At 52.5% G+C, this 14965-nt stretch carries 15 protein-coding genes; 7 read left to right on the forward strand and 8 right to left on the reverse strand.

The genetic code is table 11. The features are described 5' to 3' along the window. The first annotated feature begins 9 nt into the window (after window positions 1–9). Window positions 10–168: a hypothetical protein gene (locus tag ACZ5BI_RS08100; protein ID WP_278606285.1), complete on the forward strand. Its 159-nt coding sequence runs from the start codon at window positions 10–12 to the stop codon at window positions 166–168. Window positions 169–197: 29 nt separating this feature from the next. Here ACZ5BI_RS08100 and ACZ5BI_RS08105 read toward each other — a convergent pair whose 3' ends face one another. Both ACZ5BI_RS08105 and ACZ5BI_RS08110 read right to left on the reverse strand, forming a co-directional pair. Next, entirely contained in the window at window positions 198–1196 is a 999-nt protein-coding gene (locus ACZ5BI_RS08105) for a sugar phosphate isomerase/epimerase family protein (RefSeq protein WP_464896128.1), read from the reverse strand. A gap of 27 nt (window positions 1197–1223) precedes the next feature. Continuing rightward, the gene (locus tag ACZ5BI_RS08110) at window positions 1224–2408 is read right to left on the reverse strand and encodes a Gfo/Idh/MocA family protein (protein ID WP_464896129.1); all 1185 of its coding nucleotides are present in this window, start codon (window positions 2406–2408) and stop codon (window positions 1224–1226) included. A gap of 244 nt (window positions 2409–2652) precedes the next feature. Here ACZ5BI_RS08110 and ACZ5BI_RS08115 point away from each other — a divergent pair, with 244 nt between their 5' ends. After that, entirely contained in the window at window positions 2653–3669 is a 1017-nt protein-coding gene (locus ACZ5BI_RS08115) for a LacI family DNA-binding transcriptional regulator (RefSeq protein ID WP_464896130.1), read from the forward strand. A 271-nt stretch (window positions 3670–3940) separates the two neighbouring features. Here ACZ5BI_RS08115 and ACZ5BI_RS08120 read toward each other — a convergent pair whose 3' ends face one another. The 5 genes from ACZ5BI_RS08120 to ACZ5BI_RS08140 all read right to left on the reverse strand — a co-directional run bounded on the left by ACZ5BI_RS08120 (window position 3941) and on the right by ACZ5BI_RS08140 (window position 9232). Further along, window positions 3941–5602, reverse strand: coding sequence for an MFS transporter (locus tag ACZ5BI_RS08120; protein WP_464896131.1), 1662 nt, complete (start codon window positions 5600–5602; stop codon window positions 3941–3943). Between the two features lie 31 nt (window positions 5603–5633). Beyond that, the gene (locus ACZ5BI_RS08125) at window positions 5634–6644 is read right to left on the reverse strand and encodes a Gfo/Idh/MocA family protein (protein WP_464896132.1); all 1011 of its coding nucleotides are present in this window, start codon (window positions 6642–6644) and stop codon (window positions 5634–5636) included. A gap of 132 nt (window positions 6645–6776) precedes the next feature. Continuing rightward, window positions 6777–7712 carry a sugar phosphate isomerase/epimerase family protein gene (locus ACZ5BI_RS08130; protein ID WP_464896133.1) on the reverse strand — a complete coding sequence of 312 codons (936 nt, stop codon included), beginning with the start codon at window positions 7710–7712 and terminating at the stop codon, window positions 6777–6779. A 410-nt stretch (window positions 7713–8122) separates the two neighbouring features. Continuing rightward, window positions 8123–8551 carry a DUF2304 family protein gene (locus ACZ5BI_RS08135; RefSeq protein ID WP_464896134.1) on the reverse strand — a complete coding sequence of 143 codons (429 nt, stop codon included), beginning with the start codon at window positions 8549–8551 and terminating at the stop codon, window positions 8123–8125. Window positions 8552–8557: 6 nt separating this feature from the next. Further along, window positions 8558–9232: a glycosyltransferase family 2 protein gene (locus tag ACZ5BI_RS08140; RefSeq protein ID WP_464896135.1), complete on the reverse strand. Its 675-nt coding sequence runs from the start codon at window positions 9230–9232 to the stop codon at window positions 8558–8560. A 181-nt stretch (window positions 9233–9413) separates the two neighbouring features. Here ACZ5BI_RS08140 and ACZ5BI_RS08145 point away from each other — a divergent pair, with 181 nt between their 5' ends. Together ACZ5BI_RS08145 and ACZ5BI_RS08150 are read left to right on the forward strand one after the other, a co-directional pair. Then, window positions 9414–10520: a DegT/DnrJ/EryC1/StrS family aminotransferase gene (locus ACZ5BI_RS08145; RefSeq protein ID WP_464896136.1), complete on the forward strand. Its 1107-nt coding sequence runs from the start codon at window positions 9414–9416 to the stop codon at window positions 10518–10520. 3 nt (window positions 10521–10523) lie between these two features. Beyond that, on the forward strand, window positions 10524–11489 hold the full coding sequence (locus tag ACZ5BI_RS08150) for a Gfo/Idh/MocA family protein (RefSeq protein WP_464896137.1): 966 nt from the start codon (window positions 10524–10526) through the stop codon (window positions 11487–11489). Between the two features lie 27 nt (window positions 11490–11516). Here the strand turns inward: ACZ5BI_RS08150 and ACZ5BI_RS08155 are convergent, their stop codons facing one another. Beyond that, window positions 11517–11648 carry a hypothetical protein gene (locus tag ACZ5BI_RS08155; RefSeq protein WP_316085811.1) on the reverse strand — a complete coding sequence of 44 codons (132 nt, stop codon included), beginning with the start codon at window positions 11646–11648 and terminating at the stop codon, window positions 11517–11519. Between ACZ5BI_RS08155 and ACZ5BI_RS08160 the strand changes: the two genes are divergently transcribed. From ACZ5BI_RS08160 to ACZ5BI_RS08170, 3 genes are all read left to right on the forward strand, one after another. Next, window positions 11649–12836, forward strand: coding sequence for an AAA family ATPase (locus ACZ5BI_RS08160; RefSeq protein WP_464896138.1), 1188 nt, complete (start codon window positions 11649–11651; stop codon window positions 12834–12836). Continuing rightward, window positions 12833–13570: a DUF4276 family protein gene (locus tag ACZ5BI_RS08165; RefSeq protein ID WP_316085814.1), complete on the forward strand. Its 738-nt coding sequence runs from the start codon at window positions 12833–12835 to the stop codon at window positions 13568–13570. The genes ACZ5BI_RS08160 and ACZ5BI_RS08165 overlap by 4 nt, the downstream gene beginning before the upstream one ends. A 63-nt stretch (window positions 13571–13633) precedes the next feature. Continuing rightward, complete coding sequence (locus tag ACZ5BI_RS08170) at window positions 13634–14929, forward strand: oligosaccharide flippase family protein (RefSeq protein WP_464896139.1); 1296 nt, start codon at window positions 13634–13636, stop codon at window positions 14927–14929. The last annotated feature ends 36 nt before the right edge of the window (window positions 14930–14965 follow it).

The following is a 14965-nucleotide window of genomic DNA, read 5'->3' on the forward strand; positions in this document are numbered from 1 at the left end:
GATACCGATATGCAACACGTTTTACAAGAGGACGCTGGCTATTATGACCCGGAAGATCATATGACGGTGGAATCTATCGCCAGAGCGGTTCGTTTCGCTATCGATTCTCCAGAAAACGCGATGGTGGAAATGGTATCGATTCGCCCGGTGCGGCAGGTGCGGCGCTAAATAAGCACTACCCGAGAGGGACGCCCTCGCTATGCGCGCTGCGCGGCGATCAGGTTTTCTGCCCCCAGACGGATGCCTTCTAGCTGGTCGTAGGCGGCATCCTCGTGTTCGATGTTGATGTTCATTTCCGGATCAATCTTGGCGATCGCGGCTAGGAACTCGCTCCACCAAGGCACGTCGTGACCTTCACCGATGGCGACGAAACGCCAGGCGGGATCGGAGGGCCAAGACGAGCAGTAGTGATCCATCCCTACGGGGGTGCGCGCGGATTCGTCCTCGGGAACCGGCCCGAAGGAGGGGTCGAGTACCCCGCGAGTGGCTACTCCCGGTTCAATCTTGGTGTCTTTCGCGTGCACGTGCACGATCTTGTCGCCGAGTAGTTCGATCGACTTCATAATGTCCATCCCCTGCCACATCAGGTGGGAAGGATCCATGTTTACCCCAATGTTCTTGAAGCCACCGACCCGTTCGTCGAACTCTAGGAACTGGGTGGGGGTGAACACGGTGTTGGTGGGGTGCAGTTCCCAAGCCAGTTTCACGCCTGCATCTTGGGCGCGCTTATCCATTTCTTTCCAGAATTTCTCTAGCACTCCGTACTGGTATTCCAGGACTTCTAGCTGTTCACCATTCCAGGGGTTAACCACCCAGGCGGGATATTTGGCGTCCGGGTCGGTGCCGGGCAGCCCGGACATACATACAATTTCCTCCACCCCGAGTTTTCCGGCCAGTTCGATGGCGCGTTTGAGGTCATAGGTGTGGCGCGGCCCCACATCGGGCAGCGGGTCGGCGACATTCCCGGAGGTGTTCAGCCCGGCAAGGCGCATTCCTTTTTCTTCGAAAATCCCCAGGTAGTCTTCGCGAGCGGTTTTCGAACCAATCAGCAAATCAACCGGGCAGTGCGGGGAAGGAATGAAGCCCCCCACGTTTACTTCCGCGCCGGTTAGCCCGACGGATTTCAAATGATCGAGTGCCTCGGGCAGGGTGAAGTTGTGTAGACAAGCGGTGTAAGCACCTAGATTCATAGCCATTATTTTTCTCCTTTATAGATATTGAGGTTATTTGATTTCCATTTCGGCGCCACCGTTGGCTGCGCATTTAGCAATAGTGTCGAGGATTCGCATGGAGCGGTATCCATAGTTAAAGTCCGGGGTGGGAGGTAATCCGTCTTTAACCCCGGCCACCTGCTCTAAGAAGGCGTGAGCCTGGTAAACGAACTGCTGGATTTGGGTAACACCCACTCCCCCGAAGTCCATGGAGGATCCACCTTTGAAGTAGGGGAAGTCGGGGTTAACGAGGACGCGGCGCGGGCCGCCTAGTCCGGCAGGAGCGGTTTGGTCATCAACCATGATTTCCCCGGCGCGCGCCATATCGAAGGAAACCATTCCTTTGGTGCCATTAACGGTGATTTGCATGGAGTTCGGGGATCCGAACGCTACCCGGGAAACCGAGAAAGTCCCAATAATGCCATTTTCAAATTTCAGGGTACAGGTAGCGACATCATCATTTTCTACGATTTCAGTGGCCTCTGCCTGCGAGGATGCGCCGCGGCCTCCTGCTACTCCTTCTAGAGCCGGGGGGCGCTTCTTAATCACGGTGGAAAGCTGGGCGCCCGCAACTGACTTTAGAGGGCCACAAATAAACTCGGCAGTGTCAACCAGGTGGCTGCCCACATCACCTAAAGCGCCGGAACCCATCGGGCCTTTATAGCGCCAGGCGATCGGGGTGTTGGGGTCGCAGCCATAGTCGCACCAGTAACGCGCGTCAAAATGGGTGATTTCTCCCAGCTTCCCGCTTTGTACCATTTCTGCGATTTTTGCTAGACCGGGGTTACGGCGGTAGCAGTAACCCAGACCGGTAACTACTTTATCGGTTGCCCCAAACTCGGCCATAGCTTTGGCGTCCTCTAGGTTATCGGTCAGAGGCTTTTCGCATAGGACGTGTTTGCCGGCTTTGACTAGCGCCTCGGCCATTTCGCGGTGCAGCTTGTTGCCCACCACAATGGAAACAATGTCGATATCGGGATCATCGACAATGTCTTTCCAGTTGTCGGTGGCTTTTTCATAACCGTAATCGCGAGCAGCCGCCTGAGCAAAAGGCAGATAGGCGTCAGCGATAGTGGCTAGGCGCAGCCGAGGCAGCTCTGATGCGAATACGGTATTCGCCTGGCGCCAACCATCCGCATGGGTACGTCCAGCCATACCTGCGCCGATCACCGCTACTGACAGGGTTTCTTTAGTCATTTTTTCTCCTCTTTGAGTTTTGCTAGAGCCTTGATTTCTGGCGCTAGCGTCCCCGCAAACCAGTGTTAACACGCGTTAACTACTGTCCATAGTAAAGGACTTTTTTCTACAAATCAAGAGCTATTTTCCAATATTTTCTAAAATCTTTTTTACTCCCGCTCCCCTTGATTCTGAGAGGAATGATTCCTAACTATGTCCCCAAGTCAACCCAATTTTTCACACGCGTTACTTATATACTTAAGACATGAGTTTTCGCCCCACGCAAGCAGATGTCGCCCGCAAGGCCGGAGTTTCGCGCGGGTTAGTTTCCCTGGCGTTATCTAATTCCCCGCGGGTTAATGCGGAAACTAAAGCCAACATTCTGCGCGTTGCCTCTGATATGGGATACGTGCGCAATCAAAACGCTGCATTCTTATCGACCTCCGGAACCGATCTCCTCGGGGTAATCCTGCCCGACCTGCAAAATCCTTTTTTCGAAGAGGTAGAGGATGCGCTGCGGCTTTCAGCAGAAGAAAACAAACTTTTATCTTTGGTTTCTACTGCACGTCAGGATCCGGAAAAAGAATGGAACCTGATAAACCGCTACCGGGAGATGCAGACTATCGGGGTCATCCTGATCTCCCCTGCCTCCTCCCAAGAGCGCCTGGCGCACCTGTCTGAAACCTTCCCCCTAGCGGTGCTGGGGTTAAAGTACGTGGCAGGAAAAATAGACTCTATCCATATGGACGAGGAAGCAGCAGCCCGGCTAGCGATCACTCACCTAGCCGAGTGTGGATACGACCGTATCTTTTCTTTATCCAGTCCGGAAAGCGTTGATCAGGCGGTAGTGACCCGCCGCAAAGTGCAGCGAGAGGCCTTTGAGAGCCTCCGCAAAAAGAAACAGAATTTCCCGGGATTCCAAGCTTTGGTACCAGATATGGAACCGGGGGAACAGATCCGGCAATGCCTAGAAGGATCGGTGGCAAAGCGGCCTGCGTTTATTGCCCACAACAACCTGATTGCTATCGAAGCTTGTACCGCGCTGCGCGCCCTAGGGATGGAACCGGGTAAAGACTGTGGGTTAATCACCTATGACGACACCTACTTGGGACAGTTAGAAGAGTTTTCGATTACTTCGATCGACCAACATGCGGATCAGTTGGGTGAACAAGCCGTTGCCGCCTTGGCTAAGCGCTACGCTGCCCCAGGGGAGCCCGGACAAGAAATCGCGATTCGTCCCTCGCTGCTGCAACGCGCCACCACCTGCAAAAAGCCGCGCTAAGCGATTCTGAAGTCAAGAGTCCGAGTTCCGTCCTCTCCGATTACAAAAAGAAACGTACCCTGATGAGGACATCGCGCTCAGCCCCGCTCTCGCGAGAAGCTATCTCTCGCTACCTGACCGTGAAAGTGCTGTGCCTATCCCCCGCTCCCGCGATAAACTCGCGTGCACCCTCGTAAATTTGGAAATAAAGCCAGATAATAAAAACCCTGGCCTGCCAGCGAACTAACGAATAGTTGCCGACAGGCCAGGGCGGTAGCTGGGTATATCGCTATTACTTGGAGTACTTAGCCTCCAGGTTCTGTTCCACCTCTTCCAAGGTGTAAATCTTGGTTTCCGGAACGAACTTAACGTAGAAGCACAACGCAATCACGTTGATGATTCCGAAGACCAAGTAGGTACCGGAACCACCCAGGTTTTCGATCATCCAGGGGAAAGTTCCCGCAACGATGGCGTTGAAAATCCATAGCGCGCAGACCGAGATTCCCTGCGAGACCCCGCGGATCTTCGCCGGGAAGATTTCGGACAGCAGCACCCAGTGAATGGTTCCCGACTGTTTGATGAACAGGAATACCGACACCAAAATCAGTACCATCCACGGCAAGAAGTTGGGAATATCGCTGGCCACGTTGCCGTGGGCATCCATATGGGGCTCAATACCCCAGTAGAACACTCCGGCCAGTACCAATAGAGAAATCGCGACCCCGGTTTCTTGGTAGATACCTACGGTACGGCGGTAGAGTTTTGCAATTAGCAAGAAGCCTACTGCGGATCCAACTGCGGAGAAAGTACCGGTAACCACGTTGAGCATAATGCCTTGACCAGTATCAAAGCCGGCGGCGGTTAAAATCTTGGGCATGTACCACATAGCGGTGTTAATCCCAGTGGTCTGGTCGAAGATCCCCAGGAACACTCCGATGATTAGTACTTTACGTGTCCAGGGAGTGCTCCAAATCCGGGAGAAACTCCACTGTTCTTCTTCCTCTTCTTTACGGTGCAGTTCGATCATTTCGTTGGTTTCGAACTCTACTTCTTCATCGGTGTCACGCACGCGTTTCAAAGCACCAATGGCTTCATAGTAACGCTGGTTAGCTGCATACCAACGCGGAGATTCCGGCATTACCCGCATACCTAGCCATAGGCAGATGGCGGGAATAGTAGCGATTACCAACATCCAACGCCAGGCGTTACCGTTACCACCAGAGAGCACCATAGTCTCGCGGACGGTATCCGAGAGGCCAGACAGGCAGTCCCAAGTGTAGGTGCCACCGGCCTGCACGGCCTTACCGGCATCCGGGGATCCCTTAGGGCAAACAGCGCCTGCGCTAATGGCTTTTACGGTTGCTTCGGGTGCGTTATGCGCCTGCGAGAGGGCGGCGTTACAAATATAGGCAACTAGCTGCCCAAACACGATCATGAACTGATCTACTGCTACCAGCGGACCGCGGATTCGTTTCGGCGCAGTTTCCGCTAGATAGAGCGGAACCGAGGAGGACGCTCCGCCTACTGCCCAACCGAGAATGAAGCGGAAGGGATAAATCACCCATACGTTGGGGCTGAAGGTACAACCCAGGGTCCCAACCAGGAAGATGACTGCCAAAATCATGATGTTGGTACGTCGTCCTAGCCGGTCGGTGAGCCAGCCGCCAATCAAGGCGCCGAAGGCTGCCCCGATGGCGAGCATGGCGTTGACCCAACCCTCGTGCAGGGCATCTAGCCCCAGCCCTCCGGCCACATTGTCCATATACATATAGGGCAAAGCTCCGGCGATTACTCCGGTGTCATACCCAAATAGCAGCGACCCGAAAGTCGCGGTAGCAGCCAAAATTATGGTGCCGCGATGTGGCCCCGACATGGGGGTCTTGGCTACCATCTCTTTAACTTTTTCGGGAGAGGGCGGGGTTGCCATCTTCTCCTTATAAGCATCATTGCTCATATTGTGTTTTCTCCTTTAAGAGCGATCCAGGTTATTTGTAGAACTCGGGCTGTTCGATTAATTCCACGGAAACCAGTTTGGACTCACGTGATTCTAAGGATTCCAGGGCGGCATCCACTACGCAGGTGGCAGCGTATCCGTCCCAAGAGCTGGAACCGGTGTGGCGATCCTCGCTGGCGGCATTAATCCACTGCTGCACCTCGCGGTTGAAGGCATCGTGGAAACGGTCGATATGGGACTGACAGATGGCGTTGGCGCGTTCTTGAGCCGAGCGCACATACACTTTTTCTTGATCCCCCAGGTACGCGGTACCTTGTTCCATTACCGCTTCGCACTGAATGTCGTAGCCGTAGCCAATGTTGACGTTTACTTCGTCATCGATGCGAATCCCAGATTCGGTGTACATGACCACTACGATCGGGTCGGTCAGGTGCTCAAACTTGTAGCTGGTGGAGCGGGGAATATCTACCCGCACGTTCACGATTTCTTCACCGGTTAGCCAGCGGCAAGTATCGATCTCGTGAATGGCGGTGTCATCAATCGCCATGGAAGACAGGTAGTTTTCCGGAACCGTGGGGTTCCGGTGACGGCAGTGCACCATGGTGGTTTCGCCCAGCTCTTTGGAGTCCATCTTGGCTTTCAAAATGCCATAAGACTGGTCAAAGCGACGCATAAACCCGACGGTCACTAGTTTCTTTCCAGCCTTTTGTTCGGCCTCCATAATTTCGCGGCAGTCTTCTGCCGTGGTTGCCAACGGCTTTTCACACAGCACGTATTTTCCGGCCTCAATCGCCCGAATTACATCGGGCTTGTGCACCCGACCGAAAGTGGCGATCAAGACGGCATCTACGTTCGGATCCGCGATTAGCTCTTCGCCGGAGCCATAGGCTTTACCGCCAACTTTTTCCGCTACTTCTTTCGCGGCATCCAGGTTCAGATCGGCGACCGCTACAATCTTGCCGCCGGTCAGTTCGTTTTCGATCCGTTCTACGTGGGCACGTCCCATGCCCCCCGCACCGATCAAGCCAATATTTAATGTCATGTTTCTCCCCTATGAGTGATTTGCCTGGATGCCTCAGTGCGCCCAAGCGCGACCAGATAGCCGCTGAATGGAGATGCCGGCGGGAACGGAATAATCGCTCCGCTCCCGCGGCATCAGGTAAGTGGTGGATAGTTACTTCAGACCCAGCCCGCAGCTGGCCAGGTATTCCCGCATGTTAATGGCGTTCTGCTTCGGGAATGAGGGCTCGCACGGGTAGCAGTCCTGCTCACAAATGCAGTAGATTTCGCGATCTAGTTCCGCGAGCGCATCCACGAACTCATGCATTTCCGGCAGTCCTTTCGGAGGACATACCGATGCGCCCTTAGCCACGGCCTCGCCGAAGGGCCAGTCCTTTTCGTGCGCCTCTTTAGTGATGGCTTCATCGAAAGCCTTGATATGTACGTAGGTGATCCGCTCCGGGTATTTCTTGATCAGTTCTACCGGGTCGCCACCGCCGTAAACCACGTGGCCGGAATCGAGGCAGAGGTTTACGTACTTGGGGTCAGTGGCGTCAAAGATACGCGCGATTTCCTCGGGGGTTTCGATATGGGAATCGCCGTGAGGATGCAGCACCATCTTCAAGCCGTATTCATCCAACAGCATTTGCCCGAGGGCGTTGGCGTGCTCTACATAAAGCTTCCAGGCATCATCGGATAGGACGCGGTCATCTGTCCATTCCCAGGTCTTGTCATCGCGGTATAGCGGAGGGAGGTGCACGATGTATTCGGCGCCGACTGCCGCGTGAGTTTCGGCGATGGCACGGAAGGTCTTCAAAGTTTCTGGCCAGGCTTCGGCCTTGTGGAGAATCCCCCAGCCAGTGCCGGCAACTACCTTCATTCCGAAGTCATCGCACCATTTTTGTAGTTCTTTGGGATCGGTGGGGAAATAACCGAACGGCCCGGTTTCGATGATTTCGAAGCCGGCTTCTGCCATTTCTTCCCAGGCTTGCCGGGGATCCATCTGCTTTTCGTCCTCGGGGAACCATACCCCCCACTGGTCGGGGCAGACCCCGATGGACAATTTGGAATATTTGGGATCGTTGGTATTTATTGCTTTACTCTGCGCCATCGCAGTGTCCTTTCCTCTGCCTTACCAGCTGCTCCGCCGGCGTATTTGACTGCAGGATCGCCGATAGTGCTACCGGTTACCCGCGATCTAGTCATTTACCAAAAACCTTAACGAATCGGTTCGGTATTGCTACCGTAGCCGACAAAATCGTTTCGGTCAAGAGGGTTGGTAAAATTGTTACAACAATTATTTGAGCAGGTGAACTAACATTAGGGCAGATTTGTAAGCTTGCGTAGATAGCTAGGGATAGATTGGGGGGTGCGGTTAGTGGCTCGCCGGTTTAGCGATGCTAAACGCAGGAGGGCGAGGCTATATAAAAGCGGGCGGGCGGAGTCAATATTTTTATGAGTTCCTGCCCGAGCGGTAGACCAGCTTTACCCATTTGGCTTTATTCACTGGCGTTAGCTGTCTTAGCTTGCCTGCTGAGGTTCGTTATAATCGCCGCTGACGCGGGTATCGGCTTCAGTGGGCTTACCAGTTCCAGCGGGGGAAACTCGTTTCTCGTCCTCACCGAGGACGGTATGGGTGATTGCTACTTCCCGGGCGAGTTTTGTAAGGCGACGCTCCGCGGCATTACGCTGTTTCGCCTGCATCAACATATTGTAAAGAACCACTATCACCAGCCCGTAGAGCAAAAGATCCGCGCCGCGCCCGACCCCCACAAAACGCGCAATCGTAGTGGTAATCCCGGGGAAAATCACCACTACTACCGCGGCGATCGCAAAAGCTAATATCCCCAGGCGGCGCCAGGCGGTCTGTTTTGCCCCCAGGTTGGCTTTGAACATATAGAGGGACAGAATTAACACCAAAACAATCAGCAGGATTTTTATTAGCATCATTCACCCCTATTTGATTAGCAATTCGGTGAGGATATTTATGGAGTTAAGCAGGGATTGCCCCTTGGCTTTGGAATAATCGGTATAGCGGATATGTACGCTATGTTCTGCCCAGGGAAGTCCGGTTTTGGCTAGTTGCGCCACAATTTCAGAAGCATGCGCCATCCGGTTCTGCAGCAAGTTTACCTGCTCAAAGGCATCCCGGCGCAGCACTCGCAAACCGTTATGAGCATCAGTCAGTTTCATGCCGGTACGGCGGGCGGTTACCCGCGCGGCAGTTTTTAGTACCACGCGCTTCATCCAACCCACCTGGGTTTCAGAAGATAAAAATCGCGACCCGAAAACTATCGCCAAGTTTTCTTTTTCGGCTTGCTCCACCATCGCCAGGCCGTCCTCTACCCGGTGTTGCCCGTCGGCGTCAAAGGTCAGCAGGTATTTTGCCGGGGTGAATCCCCGCACGTATTCGATCCCGGTTTGTAGTCCCGCACCTTGTCCCAGATTCACGGGGTGACGGATAACGGTAGCACCGGCAGCCTTCGCAACCGCGGCTGATTTATCCCGGGAACCATCATCTATGCAGACCACATAGGGAAAGGTGGGGAGCAGATCTTTAACTACTTGCCCAATCACCTGGTCTTCGTTATATACGGGAATGATGACCCAGGTGTCATCTCTAGTCGCCATAGTCTGCTATTACCTTTTCCGTGCCAATTGGTTTCTTTTCCTAGAATAACAAGCAATCAGCACTTTTCTTATAGGCGCCGGGTACTCTCGCACTTATAATGGTGATGAAACAGGGAAGCTGACTGAAGATCATCAGACTTGAAGGGCTATCCCACACCAGACCCAGGAGGTTACTTAACTAATGACTGCAGAGTTTATTCCCGCCGCAAAACCCATTATTGGCGATATAGAACGCGCCGCAGTAGATGCGGTTCTAAATTCCGGCATGGTCGCGCAAGGCCCGCGGGTAGCAGAATTTGAAGAAAAGTTCACTGCTCAAATGGCTAGCGGCGATGGTCAGCAGTCAGTAATGGTTAACTCGGGTACTTCCGCTTTGCATGTGGGACAGCTGGCTGCCGGGATTAAACCTGGTGACGAGGTAATCGTACCCTCCTTTACTTTCGCAGCCACCGGAAACTCGGTAGCGATTATCGGCGCTACCCCAGTTTTTGCTGATATTGAGGACGACTTTTTCTGCCTGGATCCGGAATCGATTGAAGCCTCCATTACCCCCAAGACCCGCGCTATCTTGCCGGTTCACCTTTACGGACACCCGGCAAATATGACCGCCATCATGGATATTGCCAAGCGGCACGACCTCCTAGTATTCGAGGACGCTTGCCAAGCGCATGGCGCTACTTGGAACGGACAGCAGGTAGGCACCTTCGGGGCTTTCGGTGCTTTCAGCTTCTACCCCACCAAAAACATGACCGCCGGAGAGGGCGGAGCAATCACCACCGGGGACGCCGAACTCGCCCGCGAAGCCCGGATGATTCGTAACCAGGGCATGGAAAAGCGCTACGCGAACGAACTGGTGGGTCTGAACAACCGGATGACCGATATTAACGCCGCTATCGGCCTGGCGCAGCTGTCTCAGGTTTCCGATTGGATGGAAAAGCGTCGCGCCAACGCGAAGTTCTTAAACGAGAATCTGCAGGGAGTCAAGGTTCCCCCAGTAGCCCCAGAGGCTGAGCACGTCTATCACCAGTACACTATTCGGGTTAGCGAAGACCGCGACGGTTTTGCGGCTGCTCTTAAAGATGAATATCAGGTTGGTTCCGGCGTTTACTACCCGATTCCTAACCACCGCCTGCCGTCTCTCGCTCCCTACGCCAAGGGTTTGGAACTGCCGCACACCGAAAAGGCTGCGAAAGAATGTCTATCGCTTCCGGTTCACCCCTCCCTCTCGCAAGGCGATCTGGAGCGGATTGTGGAAGCGGTAAACAAACTAGCCAAGGCGGGTGCATAAAGCATGGCGAACCTGCGTTACGGAATTATCGGTATCGGCTCGATGGGTCGGCACCACGTACGTAATATCCGCGAGCTGCCCGGCGTTGACCTGGTAGCGATGGCCGACCCGGCTGGCGATAAGTTCGGGGTTTCCAAAGGGATGGAAGTCCTCCCCGATATAGACGCCCTGATTGCGCAAGATTTGGATGCTTGCGTAGTGGCAGTCCCAACCGTTTTCCACGAGGAAACTGCGTTGAAACTAGCCGAGGCTGGGGTACATACCCTGGTAGAAAAGCCGCTTTCGACCGACGCGGAATCCGGGGAACGGATCGTGAAAGCATTCGCGGAAGCCTCTTTAGTTGGAGCCGTGGGGTACGTGGAACGCTGCAACCCCGCCCTCCTGGAAATGAAGAAACGGATCTCTGCCGGACAATTGGGTGAGGTTTACCAGATTTCTACCCGCCGCCAGTCTCCGTTCCCGGCACGGATTTCGGACGTGGGGGTAGTCAAAGATTTAGCTACCCACGATGTTGATTTAACTGCTTGGGTAGCCGGATCAAACTATGCGTCAGTTTCGGCGGTGACTGCTTACCGATCAGGCCGTGAAAATGAGGACATGGTCAATGTGGTCGGCAAACTGGAAAACGGGGTGCTGGTAAACAACCTGGTGAACTGGCTGTGCCCCTTCAAAGATCGCAAGACCATTGTGATTGGAGAAAAGGGTGCCCTGGTGGCCGACACCATGATGGGTGACCTCACCTTCTACCGCAATGGATCCATCCCGGTGGAGTGGACCCAAGTTGCCAACTTCCGGGGAGTTTCCGAGGGCGAAGTTACCCGCTACGAGATCCCCAAGCGCGAACCGCTGCGAGTAGAACACGAGCACTTCCGGGACGCCATTCTAGGCAAAGGCAACGAGCACGTCTCCATGTCGGAAGCCCTGCAAGCCCTGAAGGTAGTGGAAGAAATCCTGGAATCTGCGAAGTAACACCGACTATTCCACTCGTAACTTTTACTACATGCAAGTCTCTAACAATTGGCGATTATGACCAATCAGTAGGGTGGGAAAGATTTCTTCGGACTCCACTAGCTTGGGTCTGACCGCCGAATCTCGCTCGATGTTTTTGTCATCTTGTACACTGACCATATGGCGGTTAGTTCCTTCAGTTTTCAGAATTTGTTTTCTATCCGTAAGACTAAGCTAGAGGTGTCCACCCCGGTCACCTTGTTGATTGGCCCTAATGGTTCGGGAAAGTCAAACGTTCTTCGCGGCATAGAGTTGCTATCACGCCTGGCAGATGGCACCTTTAGGGATGCTGTCATGCGCAGTGGAGGTTTTAGTGACCATCTTTTCAAAGGAACGGAGCTTTCTGATTTCGCGGAAGAACACCAGGGAAAGGGATTTGATCCTGAGTGCTTCGCCGTGAGTCTCATTGACAGACGCGATTCAGACCTGCTTAACCTATACGATGTGCAGTTTCTCCGCGGTGTGGGCAACAGCCCGCTGGTCAGAGAACGGCTGTTATTTTGGGACACCGATAAGTATGAGCAGCCTTATTATGACGACTTTAACGATAACTGCGGATGGAGACCGGTAGTGAAAGAATCGGTGTTGTCAGAGCGTTTACCTAACAGTGCTGATACCGGGATTCAAAGGCATATTCGTGAAATCCTCGCTGGGTGTCGCGTTTTTCACTTTGAGGATTCCTCCTCTCGCTCTCCGGTGTTCGCAAGCTGTGACATAGCAGATAATCTTCGTCTCCATTACGATGGCAACAACTTGGCTGCGGTACTTCTCCGGATGCAAGAAACAGATAAGGAAAGGTACCAAGGTATCCTCCGTTCCGTACGTTCAGTAGCTCCCTTCTTTGATGACTTCGTTGTCACCCCAGAATATGAAGGCTCGAACAGGACGCTTTTGCGTTGGAAACAAAGAGGAATAGACAATATTTTCTCTGCTGAAAGATTAAGCTCTGGTACTTTGAGATTCATTTGCTTAGCCGTTTTATTGCAACAAACCAACGCACCCCAAACTATCGTCTTAGATGAACCTGAACTGGGGTTACATCCTTTCGCTATTTATCAACTAGGGGAAATGCTCCATGAAGTCACTAGCGAGGAGAAAAGAATAATCGTCACCACCCAGTCAGTTACTCTGGCAGATCAGTTTGCCTTGGAAGAAATTGCTCTGGTAACTAGAGAAAATGGGGGCACTGTTATCTGCCGCCCTGACCCTAAAGAATACACTGCATGGTTAGAAGATTACTCCGTGGGGCAAATGTGGGAAAGCAATGTTCTGAACGTCGCGCCACGAAGCGAGGTGTTGTTTTCGTGAAAAGTGAAAATAGCCCCAGTAGCTATAACGCCAGCACACCCATCCAGATTGCGATTGTGGCGGAAGGACCTACGGAGCAACAGTTTATTCTTAATCATCTGACTCCCTATTTACATGATATGAGTGATGGAAGAATAAATGTCCGAGCTATAAAGGTCAAGACCGGGCGAGCCGCAAATGGAAAAATGTGTTCCGGCGGAGGATCGTGGTATTCCAAATCAGGGCAGGGGTATCACCAACTAATACAGGGGCTACTGCGCCAACCGCAGTTGAGCCTGGTATCCACGATGATTGACTATTATGGTTTCCCCCAAGATTTTATTAAGAGGGCGGGATTGAAGAACCCAGAACTTCGGGAAATAGAAAGCCAGATGCGAAATCTGCACAAAAAGGAAGCTCAATCCGGAAAGTGGCTTCCCTTTGTTGTTAAACACGAGTTTGAGACTTTAGTTATTGCTGCAGCTTTGCATGGATCCTCCGACGTTTTTAGTAATTCTGACGTTCACGAAATGCACCGTTGGGCAAAGAAAGCGCGTGGGGTTGAGGAGATCAATAACTCACCACATACTGCCCCGTCCAAACGAATTATAAAGTTAAAGGCAGGCAGCACAGTTAAATACCACAAGATAGCGGATTCGGCCGAGATATTCGAGAAAGCAAAGTTAGAGGACGTTATGAGCGAGTGTCCGCACTTTAAGACCTGGGTTCAGTCACTACTGTCCACCGCTGATTAGGAAACCTGTTGTCACCCAATACCTTTTCTATTACCAATGGCTAGGATCGCGAAGGAGGGTTAGTTGCACAGATTATTAGAAGCAATCCTCGGTTCCCTGCGGCGCAGCAAGTTTATTGGCCAGGTGCTGACCCTAGTTACTGGCACTGCCTTAGCTCAGGCAGTGGGAATCGCGCTGTCTATTCCTCTGGCTCGTCTTTACACCCCTGATGATTTTGGACATTTCGCGATATTTACCGCAATCACTAGCTTTGCGGCGACAATTGCTGCCTTACGGTATGACCTGGCTATCGTACTACCTAAATCAGATGAAGTAGCTAAGCAAATCCGACGTCTGGCGCGCAGATGTATTTTGATCATCTCCATTCTTACCTCACTGCTGTGCATCGCCGGCTCGGGCTGGATTGGCCAAACCTACAACTCCCAACCGTTAACGATTTGCCTATTTTTTGCCGGAATTTCTATATACGAAAACGCGGAATTGGCCAACGTTCAGTTTTGGCTAACCCGCAAAACAAACTACAAATTAATCGCCAAAAATCGGGTAATCCAAACCACAGGGGTGGCTGTATTACAGCTAGCGTTCTTTTTCCTTTTCCCTTCGGTGGTTGGACTATTCCTTGGGACAATAACTGGCCAGGCGCTTGCTCTCTTCATCCTGCTCTGGAAAACCCGCAAAGAACTACGCTTCGATCCATCAGAAGATGTACCCTCTATGCGCAGTCTAGCGATTCGCTATCGAAAAATGCCTTTGCTAAACGGTCCCAACGTGATGGTTGATGCTCTACGTAATAATGGAATGAATCTGATAGTTGGACTATCTGGTGCCGGACTATTAGGCCAGTTCAGCAAGGCGCAGACAATCCTACAAGTCCCGATGGGTTTTATTACTGCCTCGGTGACGCAGGTGTTTTACCAGCGAATGTCGGTAGTGAAACCCGGAGAAATGCTGCCGCTGGTAAAAAATGTAACTAAGAAACTTACTATTGTCGCCATTCCAATTTTTACCCTAGTTTTCGTACTGGCTCCCTGGCTCTTTGTTTTCCTCTTCGGCCCGCAATGGGATCAGGCAGGCTACTACGCCCGCGCCCTCACGCCCTGGATTCTAGTCACCGTTCTGACATCCCCTATTTCTAATATCTTCATCGTGACCGAGACTCAAGCGAGGATGCTTTTATTCGCAATTGCATACTGTGTGGTCCCTCTAGCAATTTTATTCTTCTCCCCGCTTTCGATGCTAAAAACCGTATCTATCATGAGCTTAACTATGGCCGCGATGTTGCTCTTTATGCTGGCGATGGCGTTTAATGTAGCCAAAAATTTTGACCGCAGATTACTGACAACCAAACCCACCACCTAAGCTAGATTCTTTCCTGGGGAAGTTAAACATAGAATG

It is taken from the genome of Varibaculum sp. GTC20041 (genome assembly GCF_055387755.1).

What these genes read in the sequence shown, in the direction of transcription:
- ACZ5BI_RS08120 (WP_464896131.1), bottom strand. Translation starts at nt 5,602, where the DNA reads ATGAGCAATGATGCTTATAAGGAGAAGATGGCAACCCCGCCCTCTCCC.
- ACZ5BI_RS08150 (WP_464896137.1), top strand. Translation starts at nt 10,524, where the DNA reads ATGGCGAACCTGCGTTACGGAATTATCGGTATCGGCTCGATGGGTCGG.
- ACZ5BI_RS08105 (WP_464896128.1), bottom strand. Translation starts at nt 1,196, where the DNA reads ATGGCTATGAATCTAGGTGCTTACACCGCTTGTCTACACAACTTCACC.
- ACZ5BI_RS08115 (WP_464896130.1), top strand. Translation starts at nt 2,653, where the DNA reads ATGAGTTTTCGCCCCACGCAAGCAGATGTCGCCCGCAAGGCCGGAGTT.
- ACZ5BI_RS08155 (WP_316085811.1), bottom strand. Translation starts at nt 11,648, where the DNA reads ATGGTCAGTGTACAAGATGACAAAAACATCGAGCGAGATTCGGCGGTC.
- ACZ5BI_RS08100 (WP_278606285.1), top strand. Translation starts at nt 10, where the DNA reads ATGCAACACGTTTTACAAGAGGACGCTGGCTATTATGACCCGGAAGAT.
- ACZ5BI_RS08140 (WP_464896135.1), bottom strand. Translation starts at nt 9,232, where the DNA reads ATGGCGACTAGAGATGACACCTGGGTCATCATTCCCGTATATAACGAA.
- ACZ5BI_RS08130 (WP_464896133.1), bottom strand. Translation starts at nt 7,712, where the DNA reads ATGGCGCAGAGTAAAGCAATAAATACCAACGATCCCAAATATTCCAAA.
- ACZ5BI_RS08125 (WP_464896132.1), bottom strand. Translation starts at nt 6,644, where the DNA reads ATGACATTAAATATTGGCTTGATCGGTGCGGGGGGCATGGGACGTGCC.
- ACZ5BI_RS08145 (WP_464896136.1), top strand. Translation starts at nt 9,414, where the DNA reads ATGACTGCAGAGTTTATTCCCGCCGCAAAACCCATTATTGGCGATATA.
- ACZ5BI_RS08135 (WP_464896134.1), bottom strand. Translation starts at nt 8,551, where the DNA reads ATGATGCTAATAAAAATCCTGCTGATTGTTTTGGTGTTAATTCTGTCC.
- ACZ5BI_RS08160 (WP_464896138.1), top strand. Translation starts at nt 11,649, where the DNA reads ATGGCGGTTAGTTCCTTCAGTTTTCAGAATTTGTTTTCTATCCGTAAG.
- ACZ5BI_RS08110 (WP_464896129.1), bottom strand. Translation starts at nt 2,408, where the DNA reads ATGACTAAAGAAACCCTGTCAGTAGCGGTGATCGGCGCAGGTATGGCT.